Origin of the sequence: Sphingomonas sp. Leaf37, assembly GCF_920939475.1 — a bacterium.
Lineage (GTDB): Bacteria > Pseudomonadota > Alphaproteobacteria > Sphingomonadales > Sphingomonadaceae > Sphingomonas.
Window position 1 is genome coordinate 483,803 of record NZ_CAKLAX010000003.1, and the last position, 20,222, is coordinate 504,024.

Consider the following 20,222-nt stretch of genomic DNA (forward strand, 5'->3'; position numbering starts at 1 on the left):
CACGGTCAGCGACGGGATTGCGCTACCGAAGCGCCCGTCAGCGTCGCCAGTCCTTGCGCCGCGTAGAGATCGGGCGCCGCGATGGCCGGGTCCTGCTCCCCTTCGACGACGATCCATCCGGCGTAACCAAGGTTGTCCAGCGTTTTGAGGAAAGGGGTAAAATCGAGCTCGCCTGTCCCAGGGGTCGTGAAGATACCGCGCGCAACGCCATCCAGAAAGCTGCCGTCGCTGCGAACCAGTGCTGCGTGCCGAGCGGAGCGGACGTCCTTGGCGTGGACATGGGCTATGCGCGAAAAGTGGGCACGCACCACCGAGACGGAATCGATGCCGCCATAACAGGCATGGCCCGTGTCCAGCGTCAGCGCCACGCCTGGTCCGGTCGCGTCCAGCAGCCGGTCGAGATCGTCCGCCGTCTCCACCACCGTACCGAGATGGTGGTGATAGGCGAACCGGAGCCCTCGATCGGCGACCGCGGCAGCGACGCGGTCGAGCCGCCGTCCGAATTCGGGCCAATCCCGCTCCCCCAGCCGCGGCCGATCGGCGAGCGGGTGCGACCGCCGGGTGTGAATGGCATTGCTCACCTCCGCGGACACGACGACCGTCGCTCCGACGCCGGCGAGCAGGTCGAGATGCGGCATCATCGCCGCGATCTCGGCATCGGCGTCGTGCGACAGCAGCCGCATGCCGTGCCAGCCGCCGATCACCGCCAGACCGTGCCGTTCCATGATCGGGCGGAGGACAGCGGGGTCTCGCGGGAACAGGTGTCCCAGCTCGATGCCCTCGAACCCGATGGCACGCGCTTGCGACAGGATGGTGTCGAGCGTCGTACCGGCTCCCAGCGACGGCAGGTCGTCGTTCACCCAGCCGATTGGGCTGACGCCTCTGCGAAAGGTCATGACCCGCCCCGCCCGCGCGAAGCGTTCAGGATCGCGTCGTATCTGGTGCGGGCATCGGTTACCTCCGGCCGTTCCGACACTGCGGGGATGGCGACGTCCCACCAATGCCCCCCATCGGCGGCCGCTCGTGTAGGGTCGGTCCTGATGACGATCACCGTCGCACCATCCGCCAGCCGTGCGCGCGCGAGTGCGTGTTCCAACGCAGCGATATCGGCAGCCTCTTCGGCCCATGCACCGAGACTGCGCGCATGGGCGGCGAAGTCTATCCGCGGCGCGATGACCTGACGACTGTCGGCCAGCAGATTGTTGAAGCCGCCGCCGCCCGACGCACGCTGCAGCCGGTCGATACAACCGAAGCCGCCGTTGTCGACGAGCACGACGGTCATCTTCACGCCGAGCATCACAGCGGTCGCCAATTCGGCATTGAGCATCAGGTAACTGCCGTCGCCGACCATCACCACCACCTCGCGGTTCGGCAGCGCCAGCGCCACACCGAGCCCTCCGGCGATCTCGTAACCCATGCACGAATAGCCGTATTCGGCGTGATAGCTGCCGGGCCGCAGCACGCGCCACAATCTGTGGAGTTCGCCCGGTAGCCCCCCGGCAGCGCAGACCACGACCGTATCCGCGGTGGCGTGGCGCGCAACCGCGCCAACCACCTGTGCGTCGGACGGCATCGCCGCATCCGGCGTCGTCGCCTGCCGCCACGCGCTGTTCCACGCCGCCACTGCCGCTTGCGTGGTATCGCGCCACGACGGTGCGACTCGCCATCCCGTGAGTGCCTCGTGGAGCAGGTCCAGCGTCGCGCCGGCATCGCCGAGCACCGGTTCGGCATCGTGCTTCGCGACGTCGTGCGACGCGATGTTGATCTGGAACAGCGCCGCGTCGGGGTCGAACAGCGTCCGCGATCCGGTGGTAAAATCCTGCAAGCGCGTACCCACGCCGATGACGATGTCCGCCGCCGCCGCAACCGCATTCGCCGCCGCCGTGCCGGTCACCCCGATCCCGCCCAGCATCTGCGGGTGATCCCACGTCAGCGCGCCCTTGCCAGCCTGCGTTTCGGCGATCGGGATGCCGGTCGCGCGCGCCAGTGCGTCGAGCGTCACCTCGGCGCGTGCATACAATACACCGCCGCCCGCCACGATCAGCGGCGCACGCGCACCGCGCACTGCCGCCACCAGCCGCGCAAATTCGTCGCGGTCGGGCGTCGGTCGCCGCCGCCTCCACATTCGCTCACGGAAGAAATCAAGCGGATAGTCGAACGCCTCCGCCTGCACGTCCTGACACAGGCACAACGTTACCGGACCACAGGCGGCGGGATCGATCAGCACCGCCATCGCGCGCGGCAAGGCATCGATCAGCTGTTCGGGCCGGACGATCCGGTCGAACAGCCGCGATACCGGGCGGAAGCAGTCGTTCGCGCTGACCGTCGCATCGGCGAACGCCTCCACCTGTTGCAGCACCGGATCGGGCCGGCGGCTGGCGAAGACGTCGCCGGGCAGGAAAAGCACCGGCAGGCGGTTGACGTGCGCCAGCGCCGCCGCGGTCACCATGTTGGTCGCGCCCGGCCCGATCGAACTCGTGCACGCCATCGCCCGTTCCCGCCGATGCGCCTTGGCAAAGGCGATCGCGGCATGCGCCATTCCCTGTTCGCTGTGCGCGCGATAGGTCGGCAGCGCGTCCCCCGCCGCCGCCAGCGCCTCGCCTAGGGCAGCGACGTTGCCATGGCCGAAGATCGCCCACACGCCCGCGAAATACGGCACGACGGTGCCGTCGACCTCGACCCGTTGCGCCGCCATCCAGCGGACCAGCGCCTGCGCCGCGGTGAGCCGGATCGTCGCGCCGGTCATGCGCGGGCCTGCGCGCCGGCGCGGGCGGTCCGCCAGGCATCGACCAGCTCGCGCAGGTTCGCGGCGATGCCGGCGATCGCCGCCTCCTCGTCGATCGCGCCCTTCAGCCAGTCCGCCGCAACCGCATTCCAGATCGTCCGTCCGACCGCAAACCCCTTGACGATCGGATACGCCGCCGCGACCTCGAACCGTTCGAGCAACACCGCCGGTGCTGCCGACAGGCCGAGCAGCAACACGCCCTGACAATCGGGATCATGCGCTGCGATCACCCCCTCGATCGCGGCCCATGTCGCATGATCGCCCGCCGGCTCCAGCTTCCACCAGTCGGGATAGATCCCGAGGCGATAGAAATGATCGAGCACCTCCGCCGTCGTCCCCGCCGTCACCGCGCCGTGCGCCGAGACGATCACCTCGAGCAGCAGTTCGTGACGGGTCGCCCGGCACGCCTCGAACAGCCGCAACATCTGGCGATCCTGCTCGGCGCGCAGCTCATCCGGGTCGTCGACACGGTAATAGACGAGGCATTTGACCACCTGCGTCACCGGCCAGCCGCGCAACGTGACCGCGGGATCCAGCCCCGCCTCAAACCGCAGCGGCCGCGATCCCGGCACCTCGATCGGGCGCCCGACCCAATAAGGCAGGTCGGCCGCCGCCTCCAGCGCGCGCGCGCCATCGCCGCCGTCCAGCAGCACGCCGAACGCCGCATCGCCCTGCGCCAGCCGGTCGGTCGCGCGCAGCACCAGCGTCTTGAACGTCGCCACCCGTGCGCGCGCCAGCTCGCCGAGCGGCCGCACCATGTCGTCGAACTGCGTGCGATGATCGACCGCCAGCACGGTCAGCGCATCATAGCGCCGCGCGCGGTGCGCCGCCCAATGCCGCTGTTCCAGTCCGCGATCGTCACGCAGCCGATGAGGCCAGTCGTTCCGCGCCAGGAACGCGCACAACTCGTCCCACCCCGGCATCGCGGGCGCGCAGCCATGCCGCGACACGACCAGCGCACCGCACGCATTGCCCCATGCCGCCGCCATCGCGAGCGGCTCGTCCCGCAGCCATCCGCGCAGGAAGCCCGCCATGAAGGCATCGCCCGCGCCCAGCGCGTTGAAAACCTCCGCCGGATACCCCGTCACCACCAGCCCGTCGGCCAGTGCCGTGGGGATTGCGTCCGCGAACACGATACAGCCCGCCGCCGCGCGTTTCAGCACGATCGTCGCCGTGGTCAGCCGGCGGATCGCGGTCAGCGCGGCATGGGTGTCGAGCGACCCGCCGAGGATGTGGATTTCCTGCTCGGTCCCGACCACCAGATCGGCGAGCGGCAGCACCTGCTGCATCGTTGCGGTGACGCGGGGATCGGCGACGAAGCGCTCTTCCCCCATGTCGCGCGCGGTCAGCCCCCACAGCACCGGGCGGAAATCCACGTCGAACACGACCCGCCCGCCGCCATCGCGCATCAGCCGCGCCGCGGTCAGGCTCGCGGTCAGCACGCCGGGCTGCGACAGATGCGTGCCGTTGACCAGCACCGCGCGCGCCGAGGCGATGAACGCCGGATCGACGTCGTCCGCCCGCAACGCCATGTCGGCGCAGTTCTCGCGATGGAAGATCAGCGGAAAGGTATCGGGATCGCGAATACCCAGCAGCACCAGCGCGGTCAGTCGCTCGGGATCAGTCAGCACGCCGCGCGTCGCCACCCCTTCACGGACCAGCTGTTCGCGGACGAAGCGCCCCATGTGATCGTTCCCGACGCGGGTCAGCACCGCGCTGCGCAATCCCAGCCGCGCGGCGCCGATCGCGGTGTTCGTCGGGCTGCCGCCGACATATTTGGCGAAGCTCGCCATATCCTCCAGCCGGCCGCCGATTTGTTCGCCGTACAGGTCGACGCAGGATCGACCGACTGCGATCAGGTCGAGCGGGCGGGAATCGATCCCGGCAGGATGGTTGGCGCGCGGGCTCACCCGCAACGACATATGGCCAATCCGGGCAGACGACAACGCGGCGCTTGCCGGTGCGCGACAGGCGTGAAAAGAACCGGGCGATCGTACGGGGATATCACGACGTGCATGCCATCGCGCTGATCGGGGCTGGGCGTATCGGCACCATCCACGCCGCCCATATTGCGGCCCATCCGCGGCTGCGGCTCGCCTGTGTCGCCGATCCGGCGCTGGAGGCCGCGCGGGCGGTCGCCGCGGCGCACAGCGCGCATGCCGTCGATGTCGCTACTGCGCTCGGCGATCCCACCATCGCAGGCGTGGTGATCGCCAGCCCCACCGACACCCATGTCGACTATACGCTGGCCGCCGCTGCAGCGGGCAAGGCCGTGCTGTGCGAAAAGCCGTTCGATCTCGACCTCGCGACGGCGCGGGCGGCGGCGGATCGGCTCGACGCGATGGGCGCGCGGGTGCTGATCGGTTTCAACCGGCGGTTCGACGTGCATTTCGCCACCCTGCGCGCGCGGATCGCCGAAGGAGCGATTGGAGCGATCGAGGCGATCCACATCGTCAGCCACGATCCCGCGCCGCCGCCGATCGACTATCTCGCCACGTCGGGCGGGCTGTTCCGCGACATGGTGATCCACGATTTCGACATGGCTCGATGGCTGATGGCAGCGGAGCCGGTCCAGGTCTTCGCCCGCGGTGCCTGCCTGATCGATCCGGCCGTCGCGGCCGCCGGCGACATCGACACGGCGCGGACCATCCTCGCCACGGCGCGGGGGCAACTCTGCACGATCAGTTCGAGCCGCCGTAGCGGCTATGGCTACGACCAGCGGATCGAGGTGTACGGCAGCCGCGGTATGATCCGTGTCGGCAACATCGCAGCCACCGCGCTGGAAACCTGGACCGACACCGGCGGCACCACCGATCCGATCCAGCATTTCTTCCTCGATCGCTATGCGCAGGCCTATGCCAGCGAGATCGCGCATTTCGCCGACGTCATCGACGGCACACCGCCGCTGGTGACGCCCGCGGATGGGGTCGCGGCGCTGGCGCTGGCGCTGGCGGCGAGTCGTTCGGTCCAGTCGGGCAGGATGGAAGCGCCCTGAGATCCACTCACGCTGTCGCAAGCCGGCCGAACGAAGGCGGACGATCCGCCGGATCGCGACCGAACGCCCGGTTGGGCCGCCGTCCCATCGTGAACGCCAATGTGCCGCCCTTCGCCAATTCAGCGTGGTCGATCCAGCTCTTGGTCCAGGGTCGGCCGTTCCACGTCACGCTCTGGATATAGACCGCCTCCGCCGACACGCCCGGCGCCTCGATCGTCACGCGCCGGCCACCACCGACGTCCAGCGTCGCCCGCGCGAATTGCGGTGCGCCGAAGACGTAGAGCGCGCTGACCGGATCGACCGGGTACAATCCGCATGCGCTCATCAGATACCATGCGCTCATCTGCCCGCAATCCTCGTTCCCCGACAGGCCGTCGGGCGCGGCGCGATACTGGCCGGCGAGCAGCATCCGCACCCGCGCCTGCGTCTTCCACGGCGTGCCGCAATAGGCGTAGAGGTAGGCGACGTGATGGCTCGGTTCGTTGCCATGCGCATATTGCCCGACCATGCCCGAGATGTCCGGCACCGACTCCCCCGCGATCGCGCTGTCGGCGGCGAACAATGCATCCAGCTTCGCCTCGAACGCCGCATCCCCGCCGAATAAGGCGATCAGGCCGTAGATATCGTGCTGGTTCAGGAACGTCGCCTGCCACGCATTGCATTCGGTGAAGTCGCGCCAGTGGCGGATGTCATGGCCCAGCGCGGTCGGATCGAACGGCTCGGCCCAGCCGCCATCGGCCAGCCGCGGCCGGATGAAGCCGGTCTTCGCGTCGAACAGGTTGCGATAATTGCGTGACCGCTCGCGCAGCTTCGCCGCGTCGTCGGGCGCCTCAGCCACGTCGGCGAGCGTCGCCATCGCCCAATCGTCATAGGCATATTCCAGCGTCTTGCTCGCCGCCTCCGCCACCTTGTCGCTGGGGATGAAGCCGAGCCGGCGATAGGGATCGAGGCCCTTGGTATCGCGATCGAACGCCAGCTCGCGAAACCGCGGCCAGGCTGCGGCATAGTCGATGCCGGGTACGCGCTTCGCCGCCGCCTCGGCAATCACCACCGCCGAATGCCAGCCGATCATGCAATGCGTCTCGATCCCCTGCAACGGCCACACCGGCGGGCCGTGCGGGCTCTCGTTCGCCATCCGGACGAGCCCGCGGACGAGGTCGGCGTTGCGATCGGGCTGCACCAGCGTCAGCAACGGGTGCAGCGTGCGATAGGTGTCCCACAGCGAATAGGTGCTGTAGTTGCGCGACCCCGCCGGCACCGTGTGGACCGCGGTATCCATGCCGCGATAGCGCCCGTCGACGTCGCAGAACAATGTCGGCGCCAGCAGCGCGTGATAGGCGGCGGTGTAGAAGATGCGCCGGTCCGTTACGCTCGCGCCCTCGACCGTCATCCGCGCCAGTTCGGTCGTCCAGGCCTGCCGCGCCTCGCGCCGGACGCGATCGAAATCCCAATGCGGCAATTGGGTATCGAGGTTGCGGATCGCCCCGTCGATATCGACGCCGGACAGCGCGACCTTGACCAGCAACGGCGCGGTGCCGGCGTCGGGGAACATCAGCGCGACCTTCAGCGCCGCACCCGATACCTCGCCGCCCGCTACCGGCCGGTCGTTGCTGTGCAGCCGCGCCTCCGCGAACGGACGCGACAGCCGCATCGCGAAGTGGATGACCCGCCCGCCTGCCCACTGCTGCACCCGGCGACTGCCGACCAGCATGTCGCGCCCGACGAGCCGCAACGTCGCATCAGTCACCGGCGTCGGGCGCGGCGGGTCGAAGCCGATGCTGGCCGCATCCGGTTCGTCGCGATTGCCGTGCGCGAAGTCGACCAGCAGATGTCCCGGCCCCGGAAAGACGTAGCGGTGCAGCCCGACCCGTTCGGTGACGGTCAGCTCCGCCGCGATTTCGCTGTCGGGAAACCGCACAGCGTAATAGCCGGGCGAGGCGCGCTCGTCAGCATGCGAGAAACGCTGGCGATAGCTGCCCTCCGGCTTCGCCAGCGAACCGGGATCCAGCACCACCGGCCCGACCCGCGGCACCACCAGCACATCGAGCAGATCGCCGACGCCCGTACCGCTCAGGTGCGTGTGCGAGAAGCCGAGGATCGAACGGTCGTCGTGATGATAGCCAGAACAGGCATCCCAGCGCGCATTGTCGGTGTCCGGCCCCAGCTGCACCATCCCGAACGGTCGCGCCGCGCCGGGGTAGGTATGCCCGTGGCCGCCGGTGCCGATGAACGGATCGACTAGGTCGCAGGGCTGCTCGCCGGCCGCCGCCGCTGCGGGTACGGACACGGTCGCCGCCAGTGCAGCGGCACCGCCGCCGACCATCAGGCTGCGGCGGTCGATCGTCGGATCAGCGGACATAGATGGGATTTCCGATCAGCCAGAGCCGCCCGTCCGGGCGCAGGACATCGACACGAAACCAGCGCCGGGCGCTATGCGCCAGGACCAGCGCCACGTCGGCGGTCGCGGTTGCGATGGGCGCGGATCGCCGTCGCCGGCCATCGACGACCAGCGACACCTGTCCGCCCGTCACGCCCTCTACATGCGCCACCGCAGCGATCCGCCCGGTACGGCGCGGCAGGGTGCCGCCCATTGCCGCGACATCACCGCCACGACGCGCGGTCAGGTCGAGCATCCGGCCCCGCCCCTCGTCCAGATCGACGAAGACCCTGCCGGTCCGCAGCCCCTTCAGGATCGCGCCCTGCGACAGATCGTCGGCATGGATCACGGTGGCGAGGCTGCCGATCGCCGCCTGCGCCCCGATCGGCGAATTGCCGCGATACTGGATCGCATCGTGATTGTCCGACCCCGCCACGCCGACGAGGCGATAGCCGCGGTTGAGCAGCGCTTCCCAATAATGGACCTGCTTCAGCACCGCCGCCTCGCGATCGCCGGGCGTCTCGATCGTGCTGCCGCCGTTGACGACCTCGATCGCGTCCACCTTGGCATAATCGGTGTCGGGCGTCGCCCAGCCGCAGCCGAGGCAATCCTCGCCGGTCGGGCGGGAAGGATGATTGATCGTCAGGAACCCGCCGGTCGCATGCGCGCTCGCGATCAACGCGTTGACGGTCGCTGCACCCGGTCGACCGATATCGGTTTCGAGCGGTCCCATATAGCCGAGCAGATTGGCATGCCCGTCGCGCGTCGTCAGTTCGCGCCCCGGCATCAGCAGCAGCGTGTCGAAATGCGGCTGGAGATAGCCCATCTCGATAAAGTGAGACGTGACGTTGTGATCGGTCAGCGCGACGAAATCGAGGTCGTGCGCCGCCGCTTCCTGAAACGTGTAGAAGGGCGGACACCCCGCCTCGCGTCCGGCAAGGCTGCGGCAGCGCGCGTCGCTCTGGCCGCTATGGCTGTGCAGGTCGCCGCGATACCAGCCCGCGCCGGCGCGGATCGGCCAGTGCGAAAACGCGACCTCGTCGAGGTCCGACGCCTTCGAGAACCAGATGCGGGCCGACCATTTCGCCGCATCGCCGACGCGAATGCTGGGGACCGTCATCATCAGCCGCCACCGGCCCGTCGGCACCGGTCCGGGCAGGAACGATGGCGTCGCGAAGGCCTCGCCGATCGTGAAGGCATATTTGGTGCCGCCACCCCAGCCACGGAACCGCTGCGGATCGGCGACGCCCAGCGTGATGGTCGTGCCGCGGTCCCGCCCTTCGAAGGTGAAGGCGACGCGGACCTGCGCGGTGCCGGCGGGAACGTCGAACGGCAGGTCGCGCGTCGTGGCGCGGTCGGCATCGCGCACGATCCCGTCCAGCACCACGTCGGGCGCACGATCGGGCGCGGCGGCGGCCGGCACCTCGAACAGCGCCAGCCATAACAGCAATATCCACCGCGCCATGTCGAACCGCTCCTACATTGTCCCTACATCTTCATGGTCAGGCTGAACTGGAACACGCGCCCGGTCTTCATGTAGCCGCCGTTGCGGTCGTTGGAGATGTATTTCTCCGACTTGCCGACCGTCGCCCAATAGGTGTGCTGGTCGAGCAGGTTGCGCGCCGACATGCCGACTTCCAGATTGGCCGTGACCTCATAGGCCAAGCCGAAGTTCAGCTCGCCGACCGGCTGGACATAGATATCCGGCTGGCTGTCCTGCACCGCCGCCAGGATACGCCCGGTGTAGTTATACCACAGGTTGGTGCGGAACCCGCCGCCGGCGTAGAATACCTCGGCGTTGTAGATCAGGTCCGGCGCCTGCGGCAGCGAACTGGTCCGCACCGTTCGGTTCGTCCCGACCGGAATGATGAACGTCGCCTCCGTCTGCTGGTAAGTGATGTTGCCGCCCACGCCGAAATTGCCCAGCAGGCCACCACCGGCCAGCTCGCCCAGCGTGAAGCGACCCGATGCCTCGACGCCCTTCGCCTTGCCGCCGCCGCCGTTGATCGGACGGGTATAGACGATGCCGTCGATCGTCTCGCCGGCCGTCCGCGTCGCGGTGTTGACGACGAAGTTGCTCAGATCCTTATAATATAGCGCCAGCTGGACGTAGCGCCCGACCCCGCCATAATAATCGACGCCCGCATCGTAGCTCCATGCCGACACCGGCCTCAGGTCCGGGTTCGGCTGGGCGATGGCGATGATCGCGTTCGATGCCGGATCGCGGGTGATCCGAGTCGGACCGGCGATCAGGTCGAACGAGGGGCGGGTATAGCTCGATCGCGCGGCGGCGCGAACGACCAACCGGTCGTCGGGCTTCCACGCCGCCAGCACGCTGGGATCGACATGGTCGTAGCGGCGGCCCGCCGAGATGAAGCGCGCGCCGTCCGCATCCGACAGGAAATAGCGGGCGGAAAAGCTGTTGTCCTCATATCGAACGCCTGGCATCACTTCGAGCGCGCCGAGCTTCAACGTCGCGGTCGCATAGATCGCCTTGCGCTTCTCGTTGCCGTCCAGCAGCCCCTGGTTGATCGTCGCGGCCGGCACCGTCGCCAGATTGACGAACTGGCTGACCTGCGAATTCAACTGGCTGCGCGACATCACCTTGATCGGGCGGATCGGGTTGTAGTCGAGGAAATCGGTCAGCACGTCGCCGAAATACTGGCCGACCGTCGGCCCCTGCACCGTCCCCGCCTGCAACGGCGTCAGGAAGCGATAGCGCGTCGCGTCTGGCACCAGACTGCGCCCCTCGCGGTCGGCATCCTCGTACAATCCACCGACCGACACGGCGCTCAGGAAGCCGTCGCCACCCCAGCCGATGCTGCCCTTGATGGTCTTTTTGTTCTCCGACAGGAAGTCGTAGCCCTGCTGGACATAGAGCTGGGTCGGCCGGTCGAGCGTCGAGACGAAAGCGCTCGCACCCGACGACAGCACCGGGCGCGGCGACCGGGCGTTGGACAGATCGACGTTGACGCCTTCCAGCGAGGTGCCGGTGTTGCCGGGCGCACCGTTATACGCGATCCCGCGGAACGCAGCCTCGATCCGGCGCGGCTGGTCGAACCGGCCATCGGCATAGGCCCCCTCGATCGCGGCGGTGAAGCCGTTCCAATGCGCCTTCGCGCCGAACTGGAGCGACAACAATTCCTGCTCGACGTCCTCGGTACGGAAATAGCTCGCCGGGTTGACGCCCTGCGGGGTGAAGACGCCCGCGGCGTTGTAATTGCGTGTCGTGCTGCCACCGGTCAGCGTCCGCAACGGGTTGGGATTGACCTGCCCCGTCGTCACCTCGTTGCGCAACGCTGTCTGGTTCATCGTGTTGGTGTTCAGATACGTCGCGTAGTTGACGCGGGCGAACAGATCGAGCGCATCGCTGCGGAAATCGAGCGATCCAGTCGCGCCGTACCGCTTGATCTCGTTGTTGTAAAAATTCCACTGGATGCCGTCTGCGGACAGTGGCGCATCCGCGACGCGCGCGGCACTGACATTGGCATCGACGTTATAGTTGGTCAGCTTGTAATCGTTCTGCACCGCGGTCGATTCACCAGCATTGGCGCGTTCCTCGTAATAGCCCGCGACATAGACGCCGAACTGCTCACTGCCGCCGAACCGGCGTGCGGCATCGATACCGACAGCGCCGCCCAGCCCCTTCTGCTTGCGATCGAGCGCCAGTTGCGCGCCTTGCGCCAGCACACGGGCACGGGTGAACGAGCGGCTGAAATCGAACGCAGTCGGTGTGCGCAGGTCGATGATGCCCGCGATCGAATCCGAATCCTTCGCGGCACCCGGCGTCTTGTCGGCGGCGATCCCGCCGATCGCGAACGGCGAGAACAAGTTGAGCGAGATCGCACGCGATGAACCCGCGACCTGCGGCAGGCGCAGACCATCAAGCGTGTAGGCGTTGTAGCTGGTGTCAAATCCGCGGATCGACACGAACTGCGCCTCGCCGGTCGCGCTCTGGTTGCGACCCTGATCGCGGCTGACCGATACACCCGGCAGCGCCTTGGCGAGGTCGGCGACGCTGGTCTGCGAATTGATCGCGACGTCGCCGGTCGTGACGATGTCGATCGTCGCGATGGCGTCGCGTTCTTCGTTGAGCGCCGTGCGCTGGCGCTTGCCGTTTACAACGATGTCGTCGGTCAGCGCCTGGCTGGCGGTCTGCTCCGGTTCGGCAGCGGGTTCCGTGGCCCCGACCGGGACGGTCTGCGCCATCGCCGGCGCGGCGATGCACATCATCGCTCCGCCCATCACTCCGGACAGAAGCCGTCCCTTGACCCCAACACGTCGCATACAATGCCCCCTTCGCGTCATTCCAGCGGTCCATTCCGGACCGATGGCGTGCCGATAGAGAACATATCGGACAGTTTTATGTCAATTTGATTTTTCTATATCGTTTATTTTATGGAAGAGGCATTTCATTATTGCTCCTTAGGAGGCGTCGGTGGCCGTCGACGCACGCCCCCGCCGCCGTGCGCCGCGCTCCTGTTCATAGGCGAGGCCGACAACCAGCGCCTGCGCCACGCACAGCGATGCCGACAAGGACCGGAAACCACGCACCTGGGATTCGCGGACGATCATCGTCTGCGTCGCCAGCTTGGCGATCGGGCTGGTCAGGCTGTCGGAGATCGCGAGGATCTTCGCGCCCGCCGCCGCCGCCGCCTCGACCGCGCTGATCGTCTCGGGGGCGTAGGAATGATAGCTGATCGCGATCAGCAGGTCCTTGGACGACATCGCCCGGAACTGCTGGAACGCCAGACCGCCGATCCCGTCGATCAGCATCGTCGGCTTGCCCGCCTGCGGAATGGCATAGGCCAGATACGCCGCCACCGGGAATGCGCGGCGCATGCCGGCGAGGTGGACGATCTGCGCCTTGCGGATCAGCGCCACCGCATCCGCCAGCCCGTCATGCCCGATCGTGGCGCGCGTATTCTGCAACGCCAGGATATCGCCTTCGGTGAATTCGTCGATCAGCGCGCCGACGCCACGCGCCGACACCGAATGATCGACCGTCGCGGTGAACTGGTGGACCCGCTCGCCGTACCCCAGCGACGCATTGTTCGCGAGCAGGGTCTCGCGCAACAGCCGCTGCATTGGGCCCGCGCCGGTATAGCCCAGCGACTTGGCGAACCGCACGATCGCCGAGGGCTGCGTCCCCGAGCGCTCGGCGATCACCGTCAGCGTTTGCAACGCCATGTCGTCTGGATGATCCAGCACATAGCGCGCGACGTGTTGCAGGCGCTTGCTGAAGCCGTCGTAGCGCGCGAGGATCGCATCGCGCAATTCGGCAGCCGTTGCGGGTGCCGGCCCCGGCATATCCGTCATTCCCATCTCCATACCAGGCGCAACCATAGAAATTAACGGCTCGGATTCAACGAACATTTATGGAATGGAAATTCCATATTGACAAACATACGGCAATATCTGTCTATCCGGGGTATAGCGGCAAACGGGGGCAAGGCGATGGATGACGACCGGACATCGCCGCGATGACGGTCCCGGCTGCGCTCCCCGGGCCAGGATCGGACGGCCCGCATCCCGACGGCACGATCCGCCAGATCGGCCTTGCCGGCGCCCTGTCGGCCAATCTGCTCAACATGATCGGCATCGGTCCCTTCATCACCATTCCCCTCGCGCTCGCCGCGATGGGCGGACCGCAGGCGTTGCTCGGCTGGCTGCTCGGCGCATTGCTGTGCCTGTGCGACGGCTTCGTCTGGGCGGAACTGGGTTCGGCACTGCCACGATCGGGCGGCCCGTTCCATTACCTGCGTGAAGCGTTCGGCCCGGCAAAACTGGGACGGCTCTTCGGCTTCCTCTATCTGTGGCAGACGCTGCTGATCGGACCGATGTCGATCGCATCCGGAACGGTAGGCCTTGCGCATTACGCCACCTTCCTGTGGCCGGCGCTGACCGGCTGGGGGATCGCGGCGCTGGCGGCGGGCGTCTGCCTGCTCAACACCGGGCTGCTGTGGCGCGATGTGCGATCGGTGCAGCGCCTGTCTGTGGCGGTCAGCGCGATCGTGATCGGCGCCTGCTTGTGGATCATCGTCAGCGGTGCGTTCCACTTCGATGCCGCCCGCGCCTTTTCGTTCCCGGCAGGCGCGTTCAGCCCGACCTCGGCGTTCTGGATGGGGCTCGGCGCGGCGACGCTGATCGGCGTCTACGACTACGGCGGCTACAACAACGTCTGCATGCTGGGCGGTGAGGTGCGGGAGCCGCGCCGTACCATCCCGCGCGCTGTACTGATCTCGATCCCGCTGGTCGCGACGCTATACGTCGGCCTCAATCTTTCGATCCTCGGCGTCCTGCCGTGGCAACAGGCAATGAAGAGCCAGGCCGTCGTCGCAGACTTCATGCAGGTGATCTACGGCCATGCCGGCGGCGTAATCGTCGCGGTGCTGATCCTGATCGCCAGCTGGGCGTCCGCGCTCGTCGTGCTGCTCGGCTATTCGCGCGTGCCCTTCACCGCCGCAGTCGAGGGTGAGTTTTTCGCGCCGTTCGCCCGGTTGCATCCGCGTGGTCGTTTCCCGACGGTGGCACTGCTGTTCATGGGGGCCGCATCGGCAGTGGCGTGCCTCGTCAGCCTCGACAATCTGATCGCTGCGTTGATCGTGGTACAGACGCTGTTCCAATATACCGCGCAATGCTTCGCGGTCGTACTGCTGCGACGCCAGAAACGACCCGATGCCGCCAGCGGATTTCGTATGCCGCTTTATCCGTTGCCGCTGGTGGTGACGTTGATCGGGTGGCTGTTCATCGTCGGCACCAGCCGCCCGATCCATATCCTTGGCGGCATCGCGGCGATGATGCTCGGGACTGCCGTGTTCCTCGGCCTTGCCCGCCGCCGCGCCAGCTGGCCGTTCGAACGATGAGCATTCGTCCCAGATACGACGTCGCCGTGGTCGGCGAGATCTATGTAGATCACGTCTTCAGCGGCTTTCCCGTCTGGCCGCAGCCGGGCGAGGAGGTCGTCACCGACGCCTATGTCCGAGAGATGGGCGGCGGTGCGGCGGCCACCGCCTGCGGACTGGCGAAGCTCGGTCGCGCGGTGACGCTCGTCGGCCTCGTCGGGTCCGACGATCACGACTGGTTCGCCCGCGGGCTGGCACGATACGGAGTCGCAGTCGATGGTCTGGCGATCGGTGACGGCGCGACCGGTACGACGATCAGCGTCTCGACCGCCGACGACCGCTCGTTCTTCACCCATGTCGGCGTCAACCGGCAGGTCGGCGCGCTCGCTACAGGCGCGGGCCTGGCCATCCTCGCGCAGGCCCGCCACGTCCATTTCGCCATGCCGCTGGCGCGCGACGTCGCCGACGCAGTGCTGCCGCCGCTGGCTGCGGCAGGGATCAGAACCTCGCTCGACATGGGCTATCAACCCGCCTGGCTCGCCGACCCCGCCAACCTGCCGACACTACGCGCGATCGACCATCTCATGCCGAACGAGAAGGAGGCGGAGCTGCTGTGCGGCCACGCCGACCCCGTCGCCTATTTCGTCCACGCGACCGCGATCGGCCTGCGCCACCCGATGCTGAAGCTCGGTGCACGCGGCGCGGCGGCGCTCGAGGGCGACCGCATCGTCACCACCGCGCCGCCCGCCGTGATCGCGGTCGACGCCACCGGAGCGGGCGACGCCTTCGACGCCGGCTTCATCGACGCGCTGCTCGACGACGCCTCCCCCCTCCAACGGCTCCAACGCGGCTGCATCACCGGCGCGCTGTCGACGCGCAGGCCAGGCGCGCTGGCCGCCATCCCCGATCGTAACGAACTCCGGAGCATCCATGACCGCACCTATTGACCGCAAGCTGACGCTGATCGGCGGCGGCGGCGTCCGCACGCCCCTCGTCACCTTCGGCGTCAACCATGCCGCAGAGGCGCTCGGCGCGCGCGAGCTGGTGCTGTGGGACCCGGATGCCGATCGCCTCGCGATCATGGCCGCGCTGGGCCGTGCGATCGTTCGGCAGGAGGGCGGCAGCCTGATCGTGCGCGAGGCATCGTCGATCGAAGACGCCGTCGAGGGCGCGTCGTTCGTCATGAACAGCATCCGCGTCGGCGGCATCGCCGGCCGCGCCGCCGACGAGCGGACCACGATCGCGCACGGCTTCCCGGGCCAGGAAACCACCGGCCCCGCCGGCGCAGCGATGGCGCTGCGCACCGTGCCGATCTCGATTCAGCAGGCGCGGCTGGTCGAACGGCTCAGCCCCGATGCGTGGATCGTCAACTTCACCAATCCTGCCGGCCTGATCACCCAGGCGATCGCCGACCACACGCAGGCGAAGATCGTCGGTATTTGCGATACCCCGACCGAGCTGTTCCACAACATCGCCCACGCGCTCGGCGCGACGCTGGACGAGGTGGAGTGCGATTACGTCGGCCTCAACCATCTCGGCTGGGTGCGCGGCATCCGCCTGCATGGCGAGGACGTCTTCGACCGGGTGCTCGCCGACGACGCCATCCTCGATCGTCTCTATTCCGCGCCGGTGTTCGACAAGGCGATGATCCGCGCGCTGCGGCTGATCCCCACCGAATATCTGTTCTTCTACTACGAACGTCGCCGCGCGCTCGCCAACCAGAGCCGCCACGGCTCCAGCCGCGGCACCGAGGTCGAAGCACTCAACGTCGAGCTGATCGCGACTCTGCGCGACCGGCTGGGCGCCGACGACGGGCGGGGCGCGATCGCCGCCTATGCCGCCTATCTCAACCGCCGGTCGGGTTCGTACATGAAGCTGGAGGCGGAGGCGGGATCGGCGTTCGATCCCGAATCGACGTTCGACGTCGATCCGTTTCGCGTCGCCAGCGGTTATCACAAGATCGCGATCGACGTGATGAGCGCGCTGACTGGCGCGAAGCCGGCGACGATCGTCGTCAACACCCGCAATCTCGGCGCGATCCCCAACCTGCGCCATGCCGATATCGTCGAAACCTCGTCGCGGATCGAGCGCGATGCCATCACCCCGCTGCCGATCGAGCCCCTGCCCGATCCCGCCATCGGCCTCGTCCATGGCATCAAGGCCTATGAACGCGCCGCGATCGATGCCGCGCTGACCGGCGAACGACCGACCGCGCGCAAGGCATTCCTGATCCACCCGGCGATCGGCGAATGGGACCCGACCGGCGCGCTGTTGCAGGACCTGCTCGACCCGACCTGCCAGCATTGCTGAGGTGACCGCCATGTTACCCTCCGCCTGCCGGGACGTGCCGCACGGGGGTCGCCGATGATGCCGCCAACGCGCCGCGGCTTCATCGCCGGATCGGCCGCGTTCGGCGGACTGGCGGCGGGGGGCAGCAGGGTGACGGCGACGCCCCCTCCGATCGCCGACTCGCCACGCGAACGGCTGTCGTTCGACGAGGGCTGGCGTTTCCACGAGGGCGACATTCCGTTCCCGCCGATCCTCGATCATGAAGCCGCTTATGCCAACGGCAAGGCAGGCAATGCAGCCGGCGCGGCGGCGAGCGACTACGACGATAGCGGCTGGCCGGTCGTCGCGATTCCCCACGACTGGGCGCTTGGCCAGCCGTTCGACCGCGCGGCGAACATCGATCAGGGTTTCCGCCGTCGCGGCATCGGCTGGTATCGCCGTACGTTCGCGCTGGACGCCGGTGATCGCGACCGCCACCTCGAACTACAATTCGGCGCCATCGCCACGCATGCGACGATCTGGATCAACGGGACGCTCGCGCATCGCAGTTTTAGCGGCTTTACCGGCTTCTCGATCGACCTCGGCGCCTTCGCGCTGTTTGGTGACGATCTCAACACGATTGCGATCCGTGTCGACGCGGATGCGACCGAAAGCTGGTGGTATGAGGGCGCGGGCCTCTACCGCCACGCCTGGCTGATCAAGCGGCCCAGCACTCACATTGCCACCGACGGCATCCACGCCGACCCCCGCGGACAGGGCGGCGCATGGCACGTTCCGGTGGCGGTGACGGTGGTCAATAGCGCGCTGTCATCCGCAACGGTAACGATCGAGGCGATCCTGACCGACCCGACCGGCCGCGCCGTCGCCCGGTCGCAAACCGACGTCGTCATTGCCGCCGATGCCGTCGCCGTCGCGCGTCTATCGCTGCCGGTCGCCGATCCGCAACTCTGGTCACCCGACACGCCCGCGCTGTATCAGCTCGAAACACGGCTGCTGCGCGCCGGCCAGATCGAGGATGCCGTCGACACCGCGCTGGGGTTCCGCACCATCCGCTTCGATGCCGCCAAAGGCTTCTTCCTCAACGGCAAACCACTCAAGATAAAAGGAGTGTGCGCGCATCAGGACCATGCCGGTGTCGGCGTGGCGGTGCCCGACAGTCTGTGGGACTATCGGCTGCGCCGGCTGAAGGCGATGGGGGCCAACGCCTTGCGCTGCGCCCACAATGCTCCCGCCTCCGAACTGCTCGACGCCGCCGACCGGATCGGCATCATGGTGATGGACGAGCATCGCGAACTGAGCGCCGCCGAAGACACACTGGAGCGCCTGGCATGGCTGGTTCGCCGCGATCGCAATCATCCCAGCATAATCCTGTGGTCGCTGTGCAACGAGGAATCGCTGCAATCGAGTGCTTTGGGCGTGGCGATGTTTCGACGGATGAAATCTGTCGTCCGCGCCCTGGACCCCGCTCGCCCGATCACCGCGGCGCTCAACGGCGCGATGTTCGCATCCCCGAATATCGCCGATAAACTCGACGTCGTCGGCTTCAACTACGGCACCGCGCAATACGACCGCTATCATGCGAACTATCCCGGCCGGCCGCTCCTGAGCTCCGAAGATACGTCGGCTTACATGACCCGCGGCGCGCTGCGTACCGATCGCACTGCGCACGTGCTGGCCGATGATGACAGCGAGCATGCCGGCTGGGGTCTCAACCATCGCGCGGCGTGGCGATCGATCGCCGGGCGTCCGTTCATGGCGGGGGGCTTCGTCTGGACCGGGTTCGATTACCGGGGGGAGCCGACACCGTTCGAATGGCCCAGCGTCGGCGCATCGTTCGGCGCGATGGACCTCTGCGGCTTCGCCAAGAGCGCGTTCCACATCCGTCGCGCCCTGTGGACCGACCCGCCGATGCTCGAGCTGTCACCGCACTGGACCTGGCCGGGTCATGAGGGCCAGCCGATCACGCTGACGGCGATCACCAATGCCGATCGTGTCGTGCTGCGCCTCAATGGCCGTATCGTCGCCGATGTACCGAACGACCGCTTCGCCATGGCCAGCATCACCCTGCCCTATACGCCCGGCCGGCTGGAAGGGATCGCCTATCGCGGCAAGCGCGCTGTCGCGCATCGCCGGATCGACACGGCCGGTCCTGCGGTTGCGCTGCGCCTGACGTCAGACCGGTCGACGCTGGCGGGCGATCGACGCGACACCGTCCCGGTAACGGTCGATGCGGTCGATGCGCGCGGCAGGGCGGTACCCGGCGCAGGCACAGCGATCCGCTTCCAGGTCGAAGGCGGCACGATCCTGGGCGTCGGTAACGGCGATCCGAACAGTCACGAAAGCGACCTGCCCGGCGATGGCGGACGCACCGCCACCCGTCGTCTGTTCAGCGGTCTCGCGCAAGTCCTGGTGCAGGCGGGCGATGTGGCGCGTTTGCAGCTGACGGCAGAAGCGGATGGCCTGCGCCCCGCCAGCGCGGTGCTGGCGGTCACGGCGCCGAGGCAAAACACCGTTGCCCCGCAGGACGGACGTCAAATCCTTACCGAATGGCGTCAGGCGCCGCCCTCTGCCTCACCACCCGATCTTCGGCATCGCATCGGCGAGGGGGACATGAACAGCTGGGGCTGGCTGAAACCGGGTTCGACGGAGATTGGCACACCCGACGGGCGCTATGTCCTGTTCTATGTGTCCTTTACGCCGCGTCGTCTGGTCGCTGCCAATGGCGGACGGATCGTGTTTGCAGCCCTGGCGGGACCTGCACAGATCTGGGTCGACGGCACATTGGTCCACACCAAGTCCAGCCACGGCACCGAACGCTGCGTGACCCCACTATCCGCTGGTCCGGGCGACCATGTGGTACAGATCGTGTTCGATACGCATGGATCGTCCGCTCGCTTCGGCCTGGCGGGCACGGTGACGGTCGCTCCGTAA

At 67.6% G+C, this 20,222-nt stretch carries 12 protein-coding genes; 5 read left to right on the plus strand and 7 right to left on the minus strand.

Annotated elements, in window-relative coordinates:
- Positions 1–5: 5 nt before the first annotated feature.
- The 3 genes from iolE to LRA87_RS11985 are packed head-to-tail and all read right to left on the minus strand — an operon-like array spanning position 6 to position 4,707.
- Positions 6–896, minus strand: a complete 891-nt coding sequence (iolE, locus tag LRA87_RS11975; protein ID WP_230631690.1) for a myo-inosose-2 dehydratase — start codon at positions 894–896, stop codon at positions 6–8.
- Positions 893–2,746, minus strand: a complete 1,854-nt coding sequence (gene iolD, locus LRA87_RS11980; protein WP_230631691.1) for a 3D-(3,5/4)-trihydroxycyclohexane-1,2-dione acylhydrolase (decyclizing) — start codon at positions 2,744–2,746, stop codon at positions 893–895. The genes iolE and iolD overlap by 4 nt, the downstream gene beginning before the upstream one ends.
- On the minus strand, positions 2,743–4,707 hold the full coding sequence (locus tag LRA87_RS11985; RefSeq protein ID WP_230631692.1) for a bifunctional 5-dehydro-2-deoxygluconokinase/5-dehydro-2-deoxyphosphogluconate aldolase: 1,965 nt from the start codon (positions 4,705–4,707) through the stop codon (positions 2,743–2,745). Before LRA87_RS11985 ends, iolD begins: the two co-directional genes overlap by 4 nt.
- A gap of 38 nt (positions 4,708–4,745) precedes the next feature.
- Between LRA87_RS11985 and iolG the strand changes: the two genes are divergently transcribed.
- A complete protein-coding gene (iolG, locus tag LRA87_RS11990; RefSeq protein ID WP_230631693.1) occupies positions 4,746–5,780 on the plus strand; it encodes an inositol 2-dehydrogenase in 1,035 nt (344 codons plus the stop codon).
- A 7-nt stretch (positions 5,781–5,787) separates the two neighbouring features.
- On the opposite strand, the gene LRA87_RS11995 is transcribed toward iolG, so the two are convergent.
- From LRA87_RS11995 to LRA87_RS12010, 4 genes are all read right to left on the minus strand, one after another.
- On the minus strand, positions 5,788–8,139 hold the full coding sequence (locus tag LRA87_RS11995; RefSeq protein WP_230631694.1) for a GH92 family glycosyl hydrolase: 2,352 nt from the start codon (positions 8,137–8,139) through the stop codon (positions 5,788–5,790).
- Entirely contained in the window at positions 8,129–9,622 is a 1,494-nt protein-coding gene (locus tag LRA87_RS12000) for a CehA/McbA family metallohydrolase (RefSeq protein ID WP_230631695.1), read from the minus strand. The genes LRA87_RS11995 and LRA87_RS12000 overlap by 11 nt, the downstream gene beginning before the upstream one ends.
- Positions 9,623–9,645: 23 nt before the next feature.
- Positions 9,646–12,444: a TonB-dependent receptor gene (locus LRA87_RS12005; RefSeq protein WP_230631696.1), complete on the minus strand. Its 2,799-nt coding sequence runs from the start codon at positions 12,442–12,444 to the stop codon at positions 9,646–9,648.
- A 138-nt stretch (positions 12,445–12,582) separates the two neighbouring features.
- Positions 12,583–13,476 (minus strand): MurR/RpiR family transcriptional regulator, encoded by an 894-nt coding sequence (locus LRA87_RS12010; RefSeq protein ID WP_230631697.1) that lies wholly within the window; start codon positions 13,474–13,476, stop codon positions 12,583–12,585.
- A 164-nt stretch (positions 13,477–13,640) separates the two neighbouring features.
- On the opposite strand from LRA87_RS12010, the gene LRA87_RS12015 reads away from it, so the two are divergent.
- The 4 genes from LRA87_RS12015 to galA are packed head-to-tail and all read left to right on the plus strand — an operon-like array spanning position 13,641 to position 20,222.
- Positions 13,641–15,023: an APC family permease gene (locus LRA87_RS12015; protein WP_230631698.1), complete on the plus strand. Its 1,383-nt coding sequence runs from the start codon at positions 13,641–13,643 to the stop codon at positions 15,021–15,023.
- The gene (locus tag LRA87_RS12020; protein ID WP_230631699.1) at positions 15,020–15,949 is read left to right on the plus strand and encodes a carbohydrate kinase family protein; all 930 of its coding nucleotides are present in this window, start codon (positions 15,020–15,022) and stop codon (positions 15,947–15,949) included. The genes LRA87_RS12015 and LRA87_RS12020 overlap by 4 nt, the downstream gene beginning before the upstream one ends.
- Positions 15,933–17,312, plus strand: coding sequence for a family 4 glycosyl hydrolase (locus LRA87_RS12025; RefSeq protein ID WP_230631700.1), 1,380 nt, complete (start codon positions 15,933–15,935; stop codon positions 17,310–17,312). The genes LRA87_RS12020 and LRA87_RS12025 overlap by 17 nt, the downstream gene beginning before the upstream one ends.
- A gap of 54 nt (positions 17,313–17,366) precedes the next feature.
- A complete protein-coding gene (gene galA, locus LRA87_RS12030) occupies positions 17,367–20,222 on the plus strand; it encodes a beta-galactosidase GalA (protein WP_230631701.1) in 2,856 nt (951 codons plus the stop codon).